18 protein-coding genes are annotated in these 21,109 nt (G+C 42.0%); 14 read left to right on the top strand and 4 right to left on the bottom strand.

The annotated features are described in order from the left end of the window. Positions 1–82: 82 nt before the first annotated feature. The 5 genes from pyrB (at position 83) to glyA (ending at position 4,247) form a co-directional block, all read left to right on the top strand. Positions 83–1,024: an aspartate carbamoyltransferase gene (gene pyrB, locus CGC64_RS12715; protein ID WP_005676067.1), complete on the top strand. Its 942-nt coding sequence runs from the start codon at positions 83–85 to the stop codon at positions 1,022–1,024. Continuing rightward, a complete protein-coding gene (gene pyrI, locus CGC64_RS12710; protein WP_005676068.1) occupies positions 1,021–1,482 on the top strand; it encodes an aspartate carbamoyltransferase regulatory subunit in 462 nt (153 codons plus the stop codon). The genes pyrB and pyrI overlap by 4 nt, the downstream gene beginning before the upstream one ends. 22 nt (positions 1,483–1,504) lie before the next feature. Then, a complete protein-coding gene (locus tag CGC64_RS12705; protein WP_032854975.1) occupies positions 1,505–2,074 on the top strand; it encodes a flavin reductase family protein in 570 nt (189 codons plus the stop codon). Positions 2,075–2,094: 20 nt separating this feature from the next. Beyond that, a complete protein-coding gene (locus CGC64_RS12700; protein WP_005676071.1) occupies positions 2,095–2,835 on the top strand; it encodes a porin family protein in 741 nt (246 codons plus the stop codon). A 131-nt stretch (positions 2,836–2,966) separates the two neighbouring features. Beyond that, positions 2,967–4,247 carry a serine hydroxymethyltransferase gene (gene glyA, locus CGC64_RS12695; RefSeq protein WP_005676072.1) on the top strand — a complete coding sequence of 427 codons (1,281 nt, stop codon included), beginning with the start codon at positions 2,967–2,969 and terminating at the stop codon, positions 4,245–4,247. Positions 4,248–4,576: 329 nt separating this feature from the next. On the opposite strand, the gene CGC64_RS12690 is transcribed toward glyA, so the two are convergent. Further along, the gene (locus tag CGC64_RS12690) at positions 4,577–6,244 is read right to left on the bottom strand and encodes a formate--tetrahydrofolate ligase (RefSeq protein WP_005676073.1); all 1,668 of its coding nucleotides are present in this window, start codon (positions 6,242–6,244) and stop codon (positions 4,577–4,579) included. A 117-nt stretch (positions 6,245–6,361) separates the two neighbouring features. On the opposite strand from CGC64_RS12690, the gene aspT reads away from it, so the two are divergent. The 3 genes from aspT (at position 6,362) to CGC64_RS12675 (ending at position 10,531) form a co-directional block, all read left to right on the top strand. Next, a complete protein-coding gene (gene aspT / locus CGC64_RS12685) occupies positions 6,362–8,056 on the top strand; it encodes an aspartate-alanine antiporter (protein WP_005676074.1) in 1,695 nt (564 codons plus the stop codon). A 58-nt stretch (positions 8,057–8,114) separates the two neighbouring features. Further along, positions 8,115–9,758, top strand: a complete 1,644-nt coding sequence (gene aspD, locus CGC64_RS12680) for an aspartate 4-decarboxylase (RefSeq protein WP_005676075.1) — start codon at positions 8,115–8,117, stop codon at positions 9,756–9,758. Positions 9,759–9,991: 233 nt separating this feature from the next. Continuing rightward, entirely contained in the window at positions 9,992–10,531 is a 540-nt protein-coding gene (locus CGC64_RS12675) for a hypothetical protein (protein ID WP_005676076.1), read from the top strand. A 20-nt stretch (positions 10,532–10,551) separates the two neighbouring features. On the opposite strand, the gene CGC64_RS12670 is transcribed toward CGC64_RS12675, so the two are convergent. Continuing rightward, complete coding sequence (locus tag CGC64_RS12670) at positions 10,552–11,571, bottom strand: SDR family oxidoreductase (protein ID WP_005676077.1); 1,020 nt, start codon at positions 11,569–11,571, stop codon at positions 10,552–10,554. 168 nt (positions 11,572–11,739) lie between these two features. On the opposite strand from CGC64_RS12670, the gene CGC64_RS12665 reads away from it, so the two are divergent. The 6 genes from CGC64_RS12665 to CGC64_RS12640 all read left to right on the top strand — a co-directional run bounded on the left by CGC64_RS12665 (position 11,740) and on the right by CGC64_RS12640 (position 17,339). Beyond that, the gene (locus tag CGC64_RS12665; protein ID WP_005676079.1) at positions 11,740–12,642 is read left to right on the top strand and encodes a helix-turn-helix domain-containing protein; all 903 of its coding nucleotides are present in this window, start codon (positions 11,740–11,742) and stop codon (positions 12,640–12,642) included. A 29-nt stretch (positions 12,643–12,671) separates the two neighbouring features. Continuing rightward, positions 12,672–13,571 carry a helix-turn-helix domain-containing protein gene (locus CGC64_RS12660; RefSeq protein ID WP_005676080.1) on the top strand — a complete coding sequence of 300 codons (900 nt, stop codon included), beginning with the start codon at positions 12,672–12,674 and terminating at the stop codon, positions 13,569–13,571. Between the two features lie 292 nt (positions 13,572–13,863). Next, positions 13,864–15,123 carry a clostripain-related cysteine peptidase gene (locus CGC64_RS12655; protein WP_005676081.1) on the top strand — a complete coding sequence of 420 codons (1,260 nt, stop codon included), beginning with the start codon at positions 13,864–13,866 and terminating at the stop codon, positions 15,121–15,123. A 72-nt stretch (positions 15,124–15,195) separates the two neighbouring features. Continuing rightward, entirely contained in the window at positions 15,196–16,113 is a 918-nt protein-coding gene (locus tag CGC64_RS12650) for an SDR family oxidoreductase (protein WP_005676082.1), read from the top strand. A gap of 330 nt (positions 16,114–16,443) precedes the next feature. Continuing rightward, positions 16,444–16,722, top strand: coding sequence for a LysO family transporter (locus CGC64_RS12645; RefSeq protein WP_005680927.1), 279 nt, complete (start codon positions 16,444–16,446; stop codon positions 16,720–16,722). After that, on the top strand, positions 16,719–17,339 hold the full coding sequence (locus tag CGC64_RS12640; RefSeq protein WP_005676084.1) for a lysine exporter LysO family protein: 621 nt from the start codon (positions 16,719–16,721) through the stop codon (positions 17,337–17,339). The genes CGC64_RS12645 and CGC64_RS12640 overlap by 4 nt, the downstream gene beginning before the upstream one ends. A 5-nt stretch (positions 17,340–17,344) precedes the next feature. Here CGC64_RS12640 and CGC64_RS12635 read toward each other — a convergent pair whose 3' ends face one another. Further along, the gene (locus CGC64_RS12635) at positions 17,345–19,873 is read right to left on the bottom strand and encodes a helix-turn-helix domain-containing protein (RefSeq protein WP_005676085.1); all 2,529 of its coding nucleotides are present in this window, start codon (positions 19,871–19,873) and stop codon (positions 17,345–17,347) included. A 333-nt stretch (positions 19,874–20,206) separates the two neighbouring features. Next, positions 20,207–21,103 (bottom strand): F0F1 ATP synthase subunit gamma, encoded by an 897-nt coding sequence (locus tag CGC64_RS12630; protein WP_005676086.1) that lies wholly within the window; start codon positions 21,101–21,103, stop codon positions 20,207–20,209. Positions 21,104–21,109: the final 6 nt, after the last annotated feature.

The raw sequence follows: 21,109 nt of genomic DNA, 5'->3' as shown, positions 1-21,109 counted from the left end.
CGAAAAAATCTGTGCTATTCACAAATTCTTCGTACCTTTACGCTCCGGTAAAACAAGTTCTATCCACATAAAATATAACAAAATGGAAAACAGAAGTTTAGTAACCATTGCCGAACATTCTAAAGAAAAAATCCTCTACATGCTCGAAATGGCGAAGCAGTTTGAAATGAACCCCAACCGCCGGTTATTGCAAGGAAAGGTAGTAGCAACCCTGTTCTTCGAACCTTCTACCCGCACCCGCCTGAGTTTTGAAACAGCCGCCAATCGTCTAGGAGCACGTGTGATCGGATTCTCCGACCCCAAAGCTACCAGCTCGTCAAAGGGGGAAACACTAAAAGACACGATTATGATGGTGAGCAATTATGCAGATATTATCGTCATGCGTCACTATCTGGAAGGAGCTGCCCGCTATGCAAGTGAAGTCGCTCCTGTGCCCATTGTCAATGCCGGAGACGGAGCGAACCAACATCCGTCACAGACAATGCTCGATCTATACTCTATCTACAAAACGCAAGGCACGCTGGAAAACCTGAATATTTTCCTGGTAGGTGACTTGAAATACGGGCGTACCGTGCACTCCCTGTTAATGGCAATGCGTCACTTCAACCCCACTTTCCACTTCATCGCTCCCGATGAACTGAAAATGCCGGAAGAATACAAACTCTATTGTAAAACGCACCAGATAAAATATGTGGAACACACGGATTTCAGCGAAGAAATCATTGCAGATGCAGATATCCTGTATATGACCCGTGTGCAACGTGAACGCTTCACCGACCTAATGGAATATGAACGGGTGAAAAACGTTTATATCCTGCGCAACAAGATGTTGGAAAATACTCGCCCGAACCTGCGCATTCTGCATCCGCTACCCCGTGTCAACGAGATTGCATACGATGTGGACGATAACCCGAAGGCATATTATTTCCAACAGGCACAAAATGGTCTGTATGCCCGTGAAGCCATTCTTTGCGACGTATTAGGTATCACATTAGAGGACGTTAAAAACGATATTTTATTATGAGCGAAAATAAACAAGCATTGCAAGTAGCCGCCCTGAAAAACGGGACAGTGATTGACCATATTCCTTCTGAAAAGCTCTTTACCGTAGTGCAACTGCTCGGCGTGGAGCAAATGACAAGCAATATCACTATCGGTTTCAACCTCGACAGCAAGAAGCTGGGAAAGAAGGGGATTATCAAGATCGCGGACAAGTTTTTCTGCGATGAAGAAATCAACCGTATTTCGGTTGTGGCTCCGAATGTGAAACTGAACATTATCCGCGACTACGAGGTAGTGGAAAAGAAAGAAGTAAGAATGCCGGATGAGCTTCGCGGAATCGTGAAATGCGCGAACCCGAAATGTATCACGAACAATGAGCCAATGGCTACGTTATTCCATGTGACGGACAAGGATAATTGCATCGTAAAATGCCATTATTGCGAGAAGGAACAGAAACGTGAGGAAATCACCATTCTTTAATTTTCATTTTTCCAATAAAGAAGTGAAACAGGACTGGAAACCAGGAACGATGATTTATCCGCTGCCGGCTGTGCTGGTCAGTTGCGGAAAAGAAGAAAGTGAATATAATATTATCACTGTAGCATGGACGGGTACGATTTGCACAAACCCGCCCATATGCTATATATCCGTACGCCCGGAACGACATTCTTATGAGATTATCAAGCGGAATATGGAGTTTGTCATTAATCTGACGACAAAAGACATGGCTTTCGCCACCGACTGGTGCGGAGTTCGTTCAGGACGCGATTATCATAAGTTTGACGAGATGAAGCTAACCCCGGGGCAGTGCACCGTAGTCAGTGCGCCTTTGATTGAGGAATCTCCCCTCTGCATCGAATGCCGCGTAAAAGAGATCGTATCTCTCGGTTCGCATGATATGTTTATAGCAGATGTAGTAAATGTACGTGCCGACGACCGGAATCTGAATCCTGAGACTGGGAAGCTCGAACTGGCGGAAGCTAATCCTCTGGTATATGTTCACGGAGGATACTATGGTCTGGGAGAAAAAATCGGAAAATTCGGTTGGAGTGTTGAAAAGAAAAAATCATAAAGACAAAGGATTGTATAACCATGAATATGCTGCGTAAAATACTATTTTTCGGTTTGATGACGGTAGCCGGTACGGTTTTCGGGCAGAATCGCAATACCGCAGACAAGGTGGACCGTCCCAATACGAAGAAAATAAACTTCGGTGTCAGGGCAGGGTTCAATTCCTCCATGTTTATGGTTTCCGAGTTGAAAATCAAAGATGTGACTATCGACGAGGTGCAGAATAATTATAAAATCGGTTATTTCGGTGCTCTCTTCATGCGTATCAATATGAAGAAACATTATATCCAACCGGAAGTGTCATACAATGTAACCAAATGCGAGATTACATTCGATAAACTCGGCTCTCAACATCCGGCTATCGAGCCGGATTATGCTTCGGTTCAATCTGTATTGCACAGTATTGACTTTCCCGTTCTGTATGGCTATAACGTAGTGAAGAAAGGTCCTTACGGAATGTCTATCTTTGCCGGTCCCAAGCTCCGTTATTTATGGGGAAAGAAGAACGAAATAACTTTCAGCAATTTCGACCAGAAAGGTATCCATGAGAAACTCTATCCGTTTAATATAAGTGCAGTGATTGGCGTGGGAGTCAATATTTCCCGTATTTTCTTTGATTTCCGCTACGAGCAGGGAATTGGAAATATCTCCAAGTCTATTACCTATGACAATATCAACTCGGACGGCAGCACAGGAATCAGCCGGATTATATTCGACCGCCGCGACAGCGCCTTGAGTTTTTCGCTCGGTTTTATCTTCTGACCATTTTCTACTAAATTCCATTTTTGACTAACATTTTTCTTGTACTTCCTTCTTTCTTTATTTATTTTCATTAACTTTGTACGCTTAAAATAAGGTATCTCGAATTAGAAATTTAATCTTATTATAAAAGAATGAAAAGAGACGACTTAATTTTCGACATCATCGAAAAAGAGCACCAACGTCAGCTGAAAGGTATCGAGCTGATTGCATCTGAAAACTTTGTGAGTGACCAGGTAATGCAGGCAATGGGTTCTTGCCTGACTAACAAGTATGCAGAAGGTTATCCGGGCAAACGCTATTACGGAGGTTGTGAAGTTGTAGACCAGAGCGAACAAATCGCTATCGACCGCCTGAAAGAAATCTTCGGAGCCGAATGGGCAAACGTACAGCCGCATTCCGGAGCACAGGCTAACGCAGCCGTTTTTCTGGCTGTCCTGAATCCGGGCGACAAATTCATGGGATTGAATCTTGCACATGGCGGGCACCTTTCTCATGGTTCATTAGTAAATACTTCCGGTATTATCTATACTCCCTGCGAATATAATCTGAATAAGGAAACAGGACGCGTTGACTACGACCAAATGGAAGAAGTCGCTCTACGCGAAAAACCGAAAATGATCATTGGCGGCGGTTCCGCTTACTCTCGTGAATGGGACTACAAGCGTATGCGTGAAATCGCAGACAAAGTAGGTGCTATCCTGATGATCGACATGGCTCATCCTGCCGGTCTGATTGCTGCCGGAGTACTGGAAAACCCGGTTAAATATGCACATATCGTCACTTCTACTACACATAAAACACTTCGCGGGCCTCGTGGTGGTGTCATCATGATGGGCAAAGATTTCCCTAATCCTTGGGGAAAGAAAACTCCGAAGGGTGAAATCAAAATGATGTCTCAACTGCTGGATTCAGCTGTTTTCCCAGGTATCCAAGGCGGACCGCTGGAACACGTGATTGCTGCCAAAGCTGTGGCTTTCGGCGAAATCCTGCAACCTGAATTCAAGGAATATGCAAAACAAGTACAAAAGAATGCTGCCGTACTTGCACAGGCATTGATTGACCGTGGTTTTACGATCGTTTCCGGTGGCACTGATAATCACTCTATGCTGGTTGACTTGCGTAGCAAATACCCTGATTTGACAGGTAAAGTGGCAGAGAAAGCATTGGTTTCTGCTGATATTACCGTTAATAAGAATATGGTTCCGTTCGACAGCCGTTCGGCTTTCCAGACTTCCGGTATTCGTCTGGGGACTCCAGCTATTACAACTCGTGGTGCTAAGGAAGATCTGATGCTTGAAATCGCAGAAATGATTGAGACTGTGTTATCCAACGTAGACAATGAAGAGGTTATCGCACAAGTTCGTGCACGTGTCAATGAGACAATGAAGAAATATCCTCTTTTTGCTTATTAAGAGGCATACTTTATTTTAGGTCTGATATTCGGATTATCGGATACTGTAACTTATCAGGTCTGTTCTTTTCAAAAAGGACAGACCTCTTTTTGTATTTATTAACTTTTCTATCCGAACTATCTGTCAGGAATTTCGTTTTTCCTATTACAAAAAAAAGATATGGAATATCTCTTCAACAAAAAACGAATTCAATCGTACGGTACGCCGGAAGAGATATAAAAAGGTGTACCGGACTCTATATACAAGCATCCCCGTCTTTCCCTATTGGTTTATAAGGAAAGACGGGGATTTACTCATTGAAGCAGGGATTCCTGCGGTCCGATTGTTTTTTAGCTCAAACCTTCTATTTCTCCATCCACAATATCAATGTGCAACGCCTGCGGTTCTTTAGGAAGTCCCGGCATGCGGAGAATTTCTCCGGCTATCGCAACAATCATTTCAGCTCCGTTATTAATGACTATATCTTTGATATGGAACTCGAAATTATTCACTGCACCATAAATCTTAGGATCGGCAGAGAATGAATATTGTGTTTTTGCAATACAGACCGGATAATGGGTAATTCCCATTTTCTCAATCAGTTTGATGCGGTTACGGGCAATGCTGCTGTATGTGATAACGCTTGCTCCATAAATATTGGTAGCTACCTTTTCAATCTTCTGCTGTATGCTGTCTTCTTCTTTGTAAGTATAACGCAGAGAACCGGACGGATTATTTTCGATAGTATCTACCACCAGGCGAGCCATATCTACTGCGCCCTCTCCTCCTTCAGTGAATGCATTGTTGATAGCGAAACCTACGCCTAACTGCTCGCAATGCTCGCGCAACAGTTCCATTTCTTCATCTGTATCTGTAGCAAACTTATTGAAAGCTACAATCACTGTTTGACCGAAAGAACGAAGATTACGGACATGCTTGTCCAGATTGCGCAATCCTTCTTTCAATCCTTCCATATTCGGTTCTTTAATGCGGTCGAGACTGACACCACCATGCATTTTCAGTCCCTGTGCCGTAGCCACGATTACAGTCAGACGTGGTTGGAGTCCGCTCTTACGGCATTTGATATTGTAGAACTTCTCCGCACCGAGGTCGGCACCGAATCCGGCTTCCGTAATCACATAATCGCCGAATGACATAGCCAGCTTGGTTGCCAGAATAGAGTTACATCCGTGAGCTATATTAGCGAACGGGCCGCCATGTACGAAAGCAGCAGTTCCTTCGGTCGTCTGCACTAAGTTGGGATGAATGGCGTCTTTCAACAGTACGGTGATAGCTCCCGCCACTCCCAAATCTTTGACTGTAAAAGGTTTATCATCGTATGTAAAGCCTAACAGGATATTTTCGATACGGCGGCGCAAGTCATCCACATCTTTAGAAAGACAAAGGATAGCCATAATCTCCGACGCCGGAGTAATATCAAAACCGGATTCTTGAGTGATACCGTTTGATTTTGGCCCCAGACCTACGACAATACTACGCAAAGAACGGTCGTTCACATCGAGCACCCGGCGCCATAGGATTTCCTTCAGTCCGAAACCTTTCGCCTGATTCTGATAAAGATAATTATCAAGCAAAGCGGAAATCATGTTATGCGCAGAAGTGATAGCATGAAAGTCTCCGGTGAAATGAAGATTAATCTTTTCCATGGGGAGCACTTGGGCATATCCTCCTCCGGCCGCACCGCCTTTCATACCGAAACAGGGTCCGAGAGAGGGTTCACGTAAAGCAACGATAGCTTTCTTTCCAATTTTATTGAGTCCCAAAGCGAGACCGATAGATACAGTGGTTTTGCCGATACCCGCTTTTGTTGCTGTAATGGCAGTTACCAGGATGAGGTTACTTTTCTTCACCTTCTCCTCATCAATCAGTTGTTCGGGAATCTTTGCGATGTAGCGACCATAATTTTCTACTTCTTCACGAGGGATTCCGATACTTTCGGCAACTTGCTTTATCTTCTTCAATTCAATGCTGCGAGCAATTTCTATGTCTGATTTCATACAGGATATGATTAGTTTTATTTTGAAAGTGCAAAAGTAACAAATCTACGTGAAGCAACAAACTCTTTGCGTACAATAACTGTTGTTATTGGCATAACCTAAAACAACAACTTAATTATGGAATGGATTATCAATCAACTAAGGGTACACCCTGAACTTGCTATCTTCCTCACACTTTTCGCGGGATTCTGGCTGGGAAGACTGAAAATAGGGAAATTCTCTTTAGGTACAGTGACCAGCGTCCTTCTGGTAGGAGTATTGGTAGGACAATTGAACATTACAGTAGACGGTCCGTTAAAAGCCGTATTTTTTCTACTCTTTTTGTTTGCCGTTGGCTACAAGGTAGGTCCGCAATTCTTTCGCGGACTGAAAAAAGACGGACTGCCACAGGTGGGGTTCGCCGTATTGATGTGTATCGTCAGTCTGGTAGCACCATGGATACTTGCCAAGATTATGGGATATCATATCGGAGAGGCTGTCGGATTGCTGGCAGGCTCACAAACGATATCTGCCGTTATCGGCGTGGCAAGCGATACGATCAACCAGTTGGGCATCAGCGAAGCACAGAAGGCAACATATATTAATGCCATTCCTGTGTCTTATGCCGTCACTTATATTTTCGGTACAGCTGGTTCTGCCTGGATTCTGGCTTCTCTCGGTCCGAAGCTTCTCGGCGGATTGGATAAAGTAAAAGCTGATTGTAAAGAACTGGAATCTAAAATGGGGACTTCAGAAATGGATGAACCCGGATTCTCCCCTGCCCTTCGTCCGGTAGTGTTCCGTGCGTACAAGATCACAAATAAATGGTTTGGCAAAGGAAAAAAGGTGAGTGAACTGGAAAAGTATCTATCCGAACAGGAGAAACTGTTATTTGTAGAACGAGTCCGACAACGGGGAGTTGTAAAAGAGGTCAAACCGGATATGCTTCTTCAGCCGGAGGATGAAATCGTACTAAGCGGACGACGCGAATTTGTGATTGGCGAAGAAGACTGGATCGGCCCGGAAGTGATCGATGCGCAACTACTGGACTTTCCGGCGGAAACTCTGCCGGTTATGGTGACACACCGGACTTTCGCAGGCGAAAAGGTATCGACAATCCGGGCACAGAAATTTATGCACGGGGTTAGTATCCGTAGTATCAAACGTGCGGGTATCAATGTCCCGGTACTTGCCCGGACAGTGGTGGACGCCGGTGATATTCTGGAACTTACCGGAATGAAACATGAGGTGGAAACTGCCGCTAAACAAATGGGATATGTTGATCGGCCGACGAATCAGACAGATATGATTTTTGTCGGACTCGGTATTCTGGTCGGTGGCCTTGTCGGTGCGTTGACTATGCATCTGGGAGGTGTCCCTATCAGTCTTTCCACCAGTGGAGGTGCATTGATTGCAGGACTGATATTCGGTTGGCTGCGCAGTAAACATCCTACTTTCGGAGGTATTCCCGAACCTTCACTCTGGGTATTGAATAATGTAGGATTGAACATGTTTATTGCAGTAGTCGGCATTGCCGCAGGTCCCAGTTTTGTAGCCGGATTTAAGGAGGTCGGTTTCAGCTTGTTCATTATCGGGGCATTGGCTACGGCCATTCCTCTTCTCAGCGGGTTACTAATGGGCAAATATCTGTTCAAATTCCACCCTGCACTGACATTAGGATGTACGGCGGGAGCACGTACTACCACTGCTGCATTGGGAGCTGTTCAGGATGCGGTGGAGAGTGAGACCCCGGCTTTAGGATATACCGTAACGTATGCTGTCGGCAACACACTGCTGATTATCTGGGGAGTATTTATCGTATTGCTGATGTAAACGTGAAACCAATACTTTTGACAACTTATTTACTATTCTAACTAATATAGATTTCATTATGGAAAAAAAAGACAATAGCCCGGCTATTACTAAAAGTTATGCCAGGAAAATGGAAACGATCAGTCCGTTCGAACTGAAAAACAAGCTTATTGACATGGCGGATGAGAGTGTCAAGAAGATAGCACATACCATGCTGAATGCAGGACGGGGTAATCCGAACTGGATTGCTACCGAACCACGTGAAGCTTTTTTCCTGTTGGGACAATTCGGACTTTGTGAATGTCGCCGGGCGTTTTCACTGGAAGAAGGAATCGCCGGTATCCCTCAAAAGGCAGGGATCGCTGCCCGTTTTGAGGCGTTCCTGAAAGATAATGAGAAGGCTCCCGGTGCCAATCTGCTGAAAGAGGGTTACAACTATATGCTAATGGAGCATGCTGCCGACCCGGACACACTGGTACATGAATGGGCGGAATCCGTCATCGGTGACCAGTATCCTGTGCCCGACCGTATTCTGTATTTTACGGAACAGATCGTACAGGATTATCTGGCACAAGAGATGTGTGACCGACGTCCGCCGAAAGGGACATTCGACTTGTTCGCCACCGAAGGAGGCACAGCCGCCATGTGTTATCTGTTCGATTCGCTGGAAGAGAATTTCCTGTTGAACCAGGGAGATTCTATTGCACTGATGATTCCGGTTTTCACTCCTTATATAGAGATCCCGCAGCTACGACGTTATCAATTTAACGTGACTGAAATATCCGCCGATCAGATGACAGCCGACGGATTACATACATGGCAATATAAGGATGAAGACATTGACAAACTGAAAAATCCGCAGATTAAAGCGCTCTTCATTACGAATCCGAGCAATCCGCCCAGTTATGCGCTTAGCCCGGAGACTGCCGCACGGATTGTCAATATCGTAAAAAATGATAATCCGAACCTGATGATTATTACGGACGATGTGTATGGAACATTTATACCTCATTTCCGGTCATTAATGGCGGAATTGCCTCACAATACTCTTTGCGTTTATTCTTTCTCCAAATATTTCGGTGCAACAGGCTGGAGAAATGCCGTAATCGCGCTACACGAAGACAACATCTACGACAAAATGATTGCCCGCCTGTCGGAGGAGCAAAAAGCAATCTTGAACAAACGTTACTCCAGTATCGATTTGCATCCGGAAAAGCTGAAGTTTATTGACCGCATGGTGGCAGACAGCCGCCAGATCGCATTGAATCATACCGCAGGTCTTTCTCTGCCACAGCAGATGCAGATGAGCCTGTTCTCGCTTTTTGCTATTCTGGATAAGGAAAACCGTTACAAAACCAGAATGCAGGAAATCATTCACCGCCGCCTTCATGCATTATGGGACAATACGGGTTTCACACTGGTAGAAGACCCTCTACGTGCCGGATATTACTCGGAAATTGATATGCTGGTATGGGCGAAAAAATTCTATGGGGATGATTTTGTTGCTTATCTGCAAAAGACATATAATCCGTTGGATGTGGTCTTTCGCCTGGCAAATGAGACTTCGCTCGTATTGCTGAACGGTGGTGGCTTTGCCGGACCGAAATGGAGTGTCCGTGTATCACTTGCCAACTTGAACGAAGCTGATTATGTAAAAATCGGGCAGAGTATCAAGCGTGTACTGGAAGAGTATGCTAATGTATGGAAGGCTTCCATACGCTAAAAGGTATTTCCTCCCTCGTTCCTTTTTATGAATGAGGGAGGAAAGATACGAACTTTGCTCAATGTCATGTCTTTTGTTACTTGAAACGGGAAGTATCCACGTTAATTGCTACTTAAACGTATGTACAAATGTTGTCATCCTATTTTTAAAGAGTTTTTCTCTAAGAAAATATAACAGAAACAAATAGTCAGGATGAAAATTTCTATCTTTGTCATAAATCAACCTTTACGAAGATGAAAAAACTGATTTTATTTCTTTCGCTGATATTATCGGTCGGTTTTGCATCCGCACAGTCAGAAATCCCTTCCGATAGTATTCGTCGTGCCCCCTCGGCTAATATTAAGGAGTTTGGCGGCTTTTTATTGGATATGGGATTGATGAATGTAGCTCCTCCCAAACTTCCTAAATTCAGCCTGGATGTGCCGAATATGAGTAAAGACTATAATCAACTGTTCCGTCTGAATACGGATGCCACATACTCACAAGGATTCTCTGATGCTTTTTCTCCTTCTGCCTTTTCCGGTTTCGGATACGGGTATGGCTTGGGGCTGTCGTCTTCTCCACAGTTCATGCAAATGGGATCTTTTAAGCTGAAAAACGGTATGAGGATTAATACATACGGAGATTATGACAAAGACGGTTGGAGAGTGCCCAACCGAAGTGCCATGCCTTGGGAAAAGAATAATTTCCGGGGAGCATTCGAACTAAAATCCGCAAACGGTAATTTCGGTATACGGATTGAAGTACAGCAAGGACGAAACGGTCCTTACTAAATATATGAAGGCTAGGTTTACTATTTGCCTGATTTAAAAGCCTTATCCGCAGCGTACATTGCATCCGCTATCCTATCACACCACTTATCAAACTCCAGATCAGGCGTTTGACTCTCAGGATGTGTAAGCATATAATGCACGGATTGTCTCAGACCGTCCACCATTGATACAGTACAGATAAAATCCGGGACAAGTCTCTTGATCTTCGAATTATCAAAAACGACTGTGGCAGCCTTGTCACCTAATAGTTCCCCTCTGAAATCATAAGTTTCTCCATGTCCGGCAAGAAAATCCGAAGCTACGTGTAACGCATTCAGCGGTTTTCCTAATGCATCGGCAATGGTTTCATAAATCTGATTCCAAGTCATACTTTCGTCGGTTGTGATATGGAAAGCATTCCCGATAGCATGAGGGTTTGCCATTAAACCGACATATCCTTTGGCAAAGTCCTTAGAATGTGTCAGTGTCCATAACGAACTTCCGTCACCAGGGATAATCACAGGCTTTCCGTCAAGGATACGCTTTAAGATCTGCCAGTTTCCTTTAGCTCCATGCACAGATACGGGAGGCTTCGTTCCATTGTAGGTATGGCTCGGACGAACGATAGTCACGGGAAAGCCGGTTGTCCGGTAAGCAGTCATCAGCACTTCTTCCGCTTCAATTTTATTACGCGAGTACTCCCAAAAAGGATTTACTAATGGAGTACTTTCCGTAATGCGGTAATCTGTCTGCGGTTTTTGATAGGCAGAAGCACTACTGATGAAAATATATTGTTTTGTCTTATGCTGAAACAGACGGATATCTCGTTCTACATCTTTCGCCGTATAACCTATAAATTGGGCAACGACATCATAGCTTTCGTGTGCTATAGCTTTCGCCACCGCCTGTTCGTCATGGATGTCCGCCACGATGCTACGCATACCTTCCGGCAGTTTTTTCGAACCTCTATTGAGCAGCGTAATCTCCCACCCTCTCTGTTGTGCCAATGCTACGACATCGGTACTGATCGTACCTGTTCCGCCAATAAATAATGCTTTCATAAAAGTAGGTATTAAAATTTTTGGAACAAAGATATTAATTCTGCCTTTGACTACCAACGTTGTATACAAATTACTGATTCTTGTACCTATATTACTGTTTTGCAAATATGATATAGATAAGATATTCTTAAAAGTTTTATCTTTGCCTATGATAAAACTGTAAGCCGTATGGATGAAATTACCAAAATTGAAACTATTGATCAGTACGACCAATTGTTCGGACTGGAAACTTTGCACCCTTTAGTGAATGTGATCGACTTTTCAAAAGCGACAAAAACAGTAGAATACTATCACATGAATATCGGATTCTACTCTCTGTTTTTGAAAGACATTAATTGCGGAGACCTTAAATATGGGCGTAACTATTATGACTATCAGGAAGGAACGGTCGTCTGTATGGCCCCAGGTCAAGTGATTGGTATAGATAACCGGAAGAAAACTCCTCAACGTACAAAATCGATCGGGGTCTTGTTTCATCCCGACCTGATCCGGGGAACTTCTCTGGGACAGAATATCAAGAATTATTCTTTCTTTTCTTATGAAGTTAATGAAGCCTTGCATCTATCCGAACAGGAAAAAGAAATTGTAACGGACTGTATACATAAAATACAAATCGAACTGGAACATGCTATCGACAAGCATAGCAAACAACTTATTGTCCGCAATATCGAACTATTACTCGATTATTGTATGCGTTTCTATGAACGGCAGTTTATCACACGCAATCAGGTAAACAAAGACATTATCGTGCGGTTCGAACATCTATTGGATGAATATTTCCAAGGGCAGGTAGCATTGACCGAAGGGTTGCCTTCCGTGAAATATTTTGCAGACAAGGTATGCCTTTCTCCTAATTACTTCGGCGACTTGATAAAAAAAGAAACTGGTAAAACTGCGCAGGAATATATTCAGTGCCGTATCATTGAACTTGCCAAAGAACGAATATTGGAAGGTTCGCAAACGGTCAGCCAGATAGCTTATGAACTGGGATTCCAGTATCCTCAACACTTCAGCCGGCTATTTAAAAAACATGTCGGATATACACCGAATGAATATAAACAGCAGAACTAAGAACATACACCGGAGAGATCGTTAACGTCATGGGAGATAAAGTACTCAAAATAGGAACCGTGCATCAATGTAATTGTTGCCTGGGAAGTAAGACACTGCATCCGCTAGTCAGTGTCATCGACCTTTCGAAGGCTGACTTATCTCCTCATACGGACATTAAATTCGGATTCTATACGATTCTGTTGAGTGAATGTAAGTGTGAGGCCTATGCATACGGGCACCAATATTGTGATTTCTCGGACGGAACTCTCGTTTGCCTGACTCCCGGAGAGTCAATCAGTATGAAGGAGAACAACAAGGAATTTCCTTCCAAGGGATGGATATTGGCCTTTCACCCCGACTTGATTTGCGGGACTCCGCTCGGACTCAATATACACAATTATACTTTCTTCTCTTATTGTCCGGAGGAAGCACTGCATCTCTCTCTACGCGAAAAACAGATTATTCTGGAGTTCCTGGAGAGGATTCGGCAAGAGCTTGAGCGCTGCATTGACCGACACAGCAAAAAAATCATTTCAAAATACATTGAACTTTTGCTGGATTATTGTACCCGCTTCTACGAACGCCAGTTTATCACACGTAGCGAAGTCAATAAAAAGGTGTTCAGAGAATTCAATCATCTGCTTGATAATCATTTCAATGTGAAAGTAAGCCTATCAACTGATGTGTTATCCGATGAATATTGTGCTAATCTCCTGCATTTATCGCCTGCATATTTTAATGATTTACTGAAATATGAAATAGGAAAAGAGTTCAAAGAGTATATCCAGTTCAAACGTTTCGAGATAGCCAAAGGATGGTTGGTAAATACGGATAAAACGCTCGGCCAGATTGCACAAGAACTAGGGTTCTCTAATTCACAGTATTTCAGCCGCTTATTCAAGAAAATCACAGGGTGTTCGCCAAATGAATTCAGAATGCCCAACTAAAATTATTTAGTTAACGGCAGAAATCCTTAATAAAAATAGAATCGGGAAATAAAACTCTTAATCAATGTTATAAAACATACTTTTTTTCTTGGATTATTTGCAGATTTCACAAAAGTGCGTACATTTGCAATGTGTTTTTCATAGTATTAGATTTAAGGTTAACAAAGGTTGGAGCAAGGCGTTGCTCCTTTTTTTATGTCTATACCTCACAGAAATCCTACAATCAGTTGTAGAAATCACTATTTTTTCAGTAGTTTTGCAGAAACTCTGATAATTTAATTCAAGAAACAAAATGAAGACAAAGCAAAAATATTATCATCTTATAAAACCAATCATCTTTGTGCTATTTCTATCTTTTAGCATGGCTTCGTGTGAAAAAGAAGATATTATTCCTGAATCGCCGGATATAGAAGATACAGAAAATCCTACGGATACTGATCCCAATGAAATTGTTCCTCCTATTGTACGGGCAAATAATGAGCAAACGATATTTATGTATCTCCCTTGGTCGAACAATCTGACTTCTAACTTCTATCAGAATATCAGTGACCTGGAGAGTGTAATCGAAAAGAATATACTAAAAAATGAACGTGTCATAGTATTTATGTGTACCGAAGCTACAGAAGCTACTCTTTTTGAACTCGTTTATGAAAACGGTAAAAGCGTGCGCAAGACCTATAAGCAGTATACTGATCCCGTATATACAACAGCCGAAGGAATTACATCTATCCTTAATGATGTTCGGGAATGTACACCAGCCCAACGTTACTCTATGATTATCGGTTGTCATGGTATGGGATGGATACCTGTATCAAATGCCCAATCACGCAGTAACCTTTGTGTCAACAAAATGCACTGGGAGTATGAGAATGTACCTATGACACGTTATTTCGGAGGATTATATCCCCAATATCAAACCGACATAACCACACTTGCTCAAGGTATCTCCAATGCCGGATTGAAAATGGAATATATACTTTTTGATGATTGTTACATGTCGACAGTAGAAGTTGCTTATGATCTTAAAAATGTGACTAATCATCTGATAGCGTCTACCTGTGAAATAATGGCGTACGGTATGCCATACGCAAAGATCGGACAGTATTTGATAGGAGAAATTAATTATGAAAAGATCTGTAATGGATTCGATGACTTTTATTCAAATTATGAGATGCCATGCGGCACTATCGCTGTCACGGATTGCGCAGAATTGGATCATTTGGCAACTATAATGAAGGACATAAATAGCCAATATACATTTGATACGACATTAACCGGGTCACTGCAAAGATTAGACGGCTATTCTCCTGTTATATTCTTTGATTGCGGAGATTATGTATCAAAGTTATGTTCCAACCAGGAATTACTGGCTCAATTCAACGAACAACTTAACCGCACTGTTCCATTCAAAAGAAATACAGATTATTTCTATTCTATGAGTAGAGGAAAGGTAAAAATAGAAACTTTCTCCGGTATCACCATTTCCGATCCCAGTACTAATGACCTCGCTTCCGCAAAAGAAAAAACAGCATGGTATGCAGCTACTCATTAAATCTATTAAAAGAGATATTTTCTAATTTGTAGATATTCAAGAACAACAGCTCTATACATCTTATAAAAAATCATGAGAAATATATTAATCATCGGTGCTAACGGATTCACCGGACGCCAATTACTGAAGGATTTATCTGCCCATAAACAATATAATGTGACCGGCTGTTCCCTGCACTCGGATATCTTTCCAGCTTTAGAGAATACAAAGAAGTATCGTTTCATTGAAGTTGATATACGGAATGAAGCGTCCGTAAAAGAGTTGTTCAAAGCAATTTGTCCGGATGTAGTTATCAACTGTTCCGCTTTATCTGTTCCCGATTATTGTGAAACACACCATGAAGAGGCTTACCTCATAAACGTTACCGCGGTAGAACAACTGGCACACCTTTGCAAAGAATACCAAAGCCGTTTCATCCATTTATCCACTGATTTCGTATTTGACGGAAAGATAAATGAGAGAACCGGACAGCTATATACAGAAGAAATACTCCCCGCTCCTGTCAACTATTACGGATTCACCAAATGGAAAGGAGAAGAAAAAGTTGCCGATATTTGTAGTAATTATGCCATTGCACGTGTAGAGATTGTGTATGGAAAAGCACTGCCCGGACAGCATGGAAATATCGTTCAATTAGTAATGAACCGTTTGAAAGCCGGACAAGAGATTCGTGTTGTATCCGACCAATGGCGCACGCCAACTTTTGTAGGAGATCTATCAGACGGGATACAACGCCTGATAGAAAATACGGCCAACGGAATCTTTCATATCTGTGGTGACGAATGTTTGACTATTGCAGAAATAGCTTATCAGGTAGCAGACTACATGAAATTAAACCGCGCGCTCATTCATTCTGTTACGACAGAAGAAATGCAAGAATCCACTCCCCGCCCGCGTTTTAGCGGAATGAGTATCGAGAAAGCACGAACAATACTCGGATACAATCCGCGAAAACTAAAGGAAGTCCTTCTGGATTGGAACAGTATATAATTATTGCATATTTATTTTGAAAATATACAAAAAGTTCATATCTTTGCACCAAAATTAAGAAGACCAATGATGAATCAGAGATTACAACTACATAACACTGCTTACTTTCTTGCGGAAATCCCCAATTTCTGTAAGTCATGTTGCGTGCATGTACATTGGTTCAGTGGATTCATCTAAATTCCCCTTTCTTTGATTATAGGAGCTACTTGCTGATTCACTCTGTTGCTCACAAGTAGCATTTATCCTGACTTTCAATAAGATAAATTATCTTTTTGGAGAATTATTCGTGTGGCTTATTCAAATGTATAACCTGACCTAAATATATACAATATGTTTTCTATTATATCTACCATGTTTCTAGGAATCGGAATCGGCTATGTATTGCGTAACTGGACTATTTTACAAAAGACAGAAAAGACGATTTCTCTTACAATATTCCTCTTACTCTTTATACTTGGCGTATCTATCGGATCTAATAGTCTGATAGTAAACAATCTTGGTAAGTTCGGTAAACAAGCAATCATTCTTGCCATATCGGGTGTATTGGGAAGCTTGATTGCTGCCCGGCTGGTTTTACAACTATTCTTCAAGAAAGGAGGCGAACAATGAAAGGAAGTCTGATTGTAATATTATTCTTTTGTGTAGGCTGTATCATGGGAGCTCTCAATAAGTTTCAATTTGACACGCATACTATTTCTATGTACATACTATATGCGCTAATGCTTCAAGTAGGAGTTAGCATCGGTTCCAACAAAAATCTGAAAACAATCATTTCACACCTGCATCCCAAGATGTTACTAATTCCGTTGGGAACTATCATCGGAACATTATTATTCTCTGCTTTGGCAAGCATACTGGTAAGTCAATGGAGCGTGTTCGACTGTATGGCAGTAGGAAGCGGATTTGCCTATTATTCACTCTCTTCCATTCTTATCACCCAGTTCAAAGAACCGTCTATCGGACTGCAACTTGCCACAGAACTAGGCACAATCGCCCTACTGACTAATATCTTCCGTGAAATGATGGCACTTCTCGGCACTCCGCTTATCAAAAAGTATTTCGGAAAATTGGCTCCTATCTCTGCGGCAGGAGTCAATTCCATGGATGTATTATTGCCTTCTATCAGCAGATATTCGGGAAAAGAAATGATTCCGATTGCTATACTACACGGCATTCTCATTGATATGAGTGTTCCGGTATTCGTTTCTTTCTTCTGCAAATTCTAAGAGCTTCAACGCCTAGCATCATCGGCTGCGAATACAAATCTGATATCGGCATAGGAGACCTCGTCTCCTAACGCCGCTTTTATTCCTGCCACTCCGGAATTCTCGTTCTTTTGCTGATACCGACGAATCTTCTCTATCTTTTCTACAGCTACTACTTGCTCCAGTTTAATCTTTCCCATACGAACATAATGTTCTAAGTGCGTAGCAATTGTTCCCGTCACCAAATCACGTGATTTAGCTATCTCCTCCATACTCATTCCCTTACAAAACATCTCATAGCTCATCTGTTTCGTATCTTTCTTCGGTTCCTTTTTTTCTCCCCTCTTACTTTTTTCCGGAAGAAATATCTCTTTGATTTCCGGTCGTTTCACTTGATTCTCCCTCATATACTTACGGACAATCCCCAAAATTTCAAGTCCATATTTCTCCACTCCTTTCGCTCCAAAATAAGGTACAGCTTCCAAAGCTTGCGGAGTATCCGGCAAAAGATTTACAATGCCCATTAATGCTTTCTGTTGCATAATGACATAAGCAGGCATATTGGTTTCACGCGTCTTTTCTGTTCTCCATTCCGATAAAGTGCGATAAAGCTCCGGATGCAGAATATCCGTAGGAACTTCTACTTTTACTTTTGTAAAACTACTACGTGTACGTTCTACCCGTTCTTTTCTCTCTCTCAATGTTTTAGCGGTAGGAGAAGGAGAAGAAGAGTTGTCCTCAAGACTTAACATCACCTTAGCTTTCAATTTCAAATATTCAGCAACAATAAAAGGTTGCACACACATAGCTTTCAATAAGGACTCTTTAATCCACAATGCATCATCCAACGCTTGCAAACGTTCATTCAGTTGTTTCCTCAACTCCCTGTTATCAAGAGGTATATTAGTCTTTGCAAACAAAACACGAATAGGTTCCAGCTCTTTATGAAAATACACCGCACCGGAACGAATCCGTTCCTGCAACTCCTGGTCCGAAGCATAATCTTCACTCTCATTAATCAAACGTGTATACTGATTGCGGAAACGGTGGGCAACTTCCACTATCTTTTCCTTAATATGAGGCTCCAATAGCTTATATTCGGTAAGTAATTTAGGGTAAAGTTTATACAAATCTTCATCCAGCATACGAAGCAACCGTTTATAAGCCTGCTCGAGGGAATAGAAGTTAAACAAATCACTCAACAAATCGAAGAAATAAGCCTTCTGCATATCACTTAGCTGCTTGTTTCCCGGTTTATTCCGTTCCACCTCTTTTGTGAAGTTATCAACCACACTGTCACTAATAATAGCCTCCTTACGCAATGGAGACTCCAATACCAAGCCCTCCAAAGTCTTACAACGACTCAAAGCTACATATGTCTGTCCATGCGCAAAGGAATTGCGTGCATCAATAATTGCACGTTCAAATGTCAATCCCTGACTCTTATGTATCGTGATAGCCCATGCCAATCGAATAGGATATTGACGGAATGTTCCTTCTATCACCTCAGTGATTTCCTTCGTTTCCTCATTTAACACATACTTATAGTTTCCCCATTCCTCCGGCAACAACAGAAAATCCTCCTCACTCCCTTTTTCTTTCACATATATCTCAGAATCATTAACGGCTACCACCTCTCCGATCATACCATTATAATACCGTTTTTCCAAAGAAACATCATTTTTGAGAAACATGATCTGGGCACCCTCTTTAATAGTGAGAATTTCATCTGCGGGATATGTGTATTCAGGAAAAGTCCCCGTCACTTCAGCTCGAAAATGATAAGGCTTTCCCGGTAGAGAAGCCAATTCACGATCATTTACTTGCTGTGCTTGATTGTTATGTGTTGTCAAACGGATATATCCTTCTTCTTTGGGCGGTTGGAAGCCTTGCTGATATCGCCGATTCAACTCATTCAACACTTCATCATCTGCTTTGTTCTCACGTATTTTATTCAACAGAGAAAGAAAAAAAGTATCGTTCTGACGGTATACCTTTTCCAGTTCAATTGTCATATAGGTCGTTTCTCTCAATGCACGGCTGGCAAAAAAATAAGGCGTTTCGTAATAATTCCTCAACAAACTCCATTCGCTGTCCCTCACAACAGGAGCTAACTGCTGCAAATCTCCAATCATCAACAGTTGTACACCTCCAAAAGGCTTTTCGCGATTGCGATAACGACGTAAAGTCGCATCTACTGCGTCTAGCAAATCCGCACGTACCATACTGATTTCATCAATCACTAATAAATCCATGCTTCGGATAATGTTACGTTTCTCTTGACTGTATCGGTATTGTATTTGCGCAGAGTTAAAAGTCGTTTCCGGCACAAATGGAGCAAAAGATATCTGGAAAAAAGAATGAATCGTCACCCCTCCGGCGTTAATTGCTGCAATACCCGTCGGAGCCAATACGACCATGCGTTTGGGGGTATGCTCTCTCAATCGTTTTAGAAATGTAGTTTTTCCGGTTCCGGCTTTTCCGGTAAGAAACAGGTGTGTGCCTGTATTTTCAATGAACTGCCAAGCAAGTTGTAGTTCAGGATTATTTTCCATGAAAGTATATTATTTTGTGCAAAGGTACGGAAAACTATATAGAGATTGAAATAAAAGTACTAAACTTTTCCGCATAAAATAGTCAAATGAGAATCAGACAAAAAGTCCCGGCTGTTTTTCCCGCTAGAAAGCAACCGGGACGACGGATCAAATTAGAACACTAAGTGATGTGCTATTATGTCCGAAAACTACTTCGTATATTTGTTTTGCTTGAATATAAATAAAAATTCAAGACTATTTCCAACGCAAATATATATATATAAATTCCCGTTTTTAAGTTTCACCTTAAAAACGGGATATTGAATCAAAAAATAATGTTATTAATTGTCGTAATTACTGCATCGAACCACCCACAATATCCAGCAATTCGTTCGTAATCGCCTGTTGGCGACTCTTGTTATATTGCTTGGTAAGGTCTTGAATCAATTCGTTGGCATTGTCCGTAGCTACTTGCATTGCTAATGTACGTGCTGCGTGCTCGGAAGCATTAGAATCCACAGCAGCAGTAAAGAGCTTCTGGCTTAATACAGTAGGTATCAAGTCGGCAATCAATTGCTCAGCAGAAGGTTCTACTATATAGTCATTCACAACTTCACGTTCTTCTTCTTTCTGTTTTTCCAGTTCTTTACCTTCTTCTACTGCACGTGTAAGGTCAATAGGCAGATAAGTCTCACGAAGTAGAATCTGCACACCCATTGATTTAAAATGATGATAAATCAATTCCACACGGTCAATTTCTCCCGCCACATACATTTTCATTAGAAGATCCGCCAGGTCGGAAGCTTCTTGATAAGTTGGTTTATCGGAAAGTGTCGGAGGTATTTCCCCTGGCTGGAATCCCATTCTCTTCACAGCTTCCTCCACCTTCTTTCCTATGGGAAAGATCAAAATATTATCCTGTCCCAGCGTACGGTATTCGCTGACAGTTTGCAATAACATCTTTATGACATTTGCATTAAAAGCACCACAAAGTGATGTATTCGAAGAAAAAGCAATAATCGCCACACGCTTCACTTCCCGTGCTCGTATGTAAGGAGACTCTATCGGAAGATCAGCGCTCAAAAAGTTAGTCAGAATCTTGTTCAACTTCTTCTGATAGGGCAACATATTCTCAATGGCTCCTTGTGCCTTATGTAGTTTGGCAGAAGCCACCATCTTCATTGCTGAAGTGATTTTTCGGGTACTTTTAACCGAATTTATTCTGGTTTTTACTTCTTTCAGTGAAGCCATAGTTTT

Source organism: Bacteroides caccae (assembly GCF_002222615.2).
In the GTDB taxonomy this organism is placed as follows: Bacteria; Bacteroidota; Bacteroidia; order Bacteroidales; family Bacteroidaceae; genus Bacteroides; species Bacteroides caccae.
Note: the sequence above shows the minus strand (reverse complement) of the source record. Positions and strands in the feature narration are given on the sequence as shown.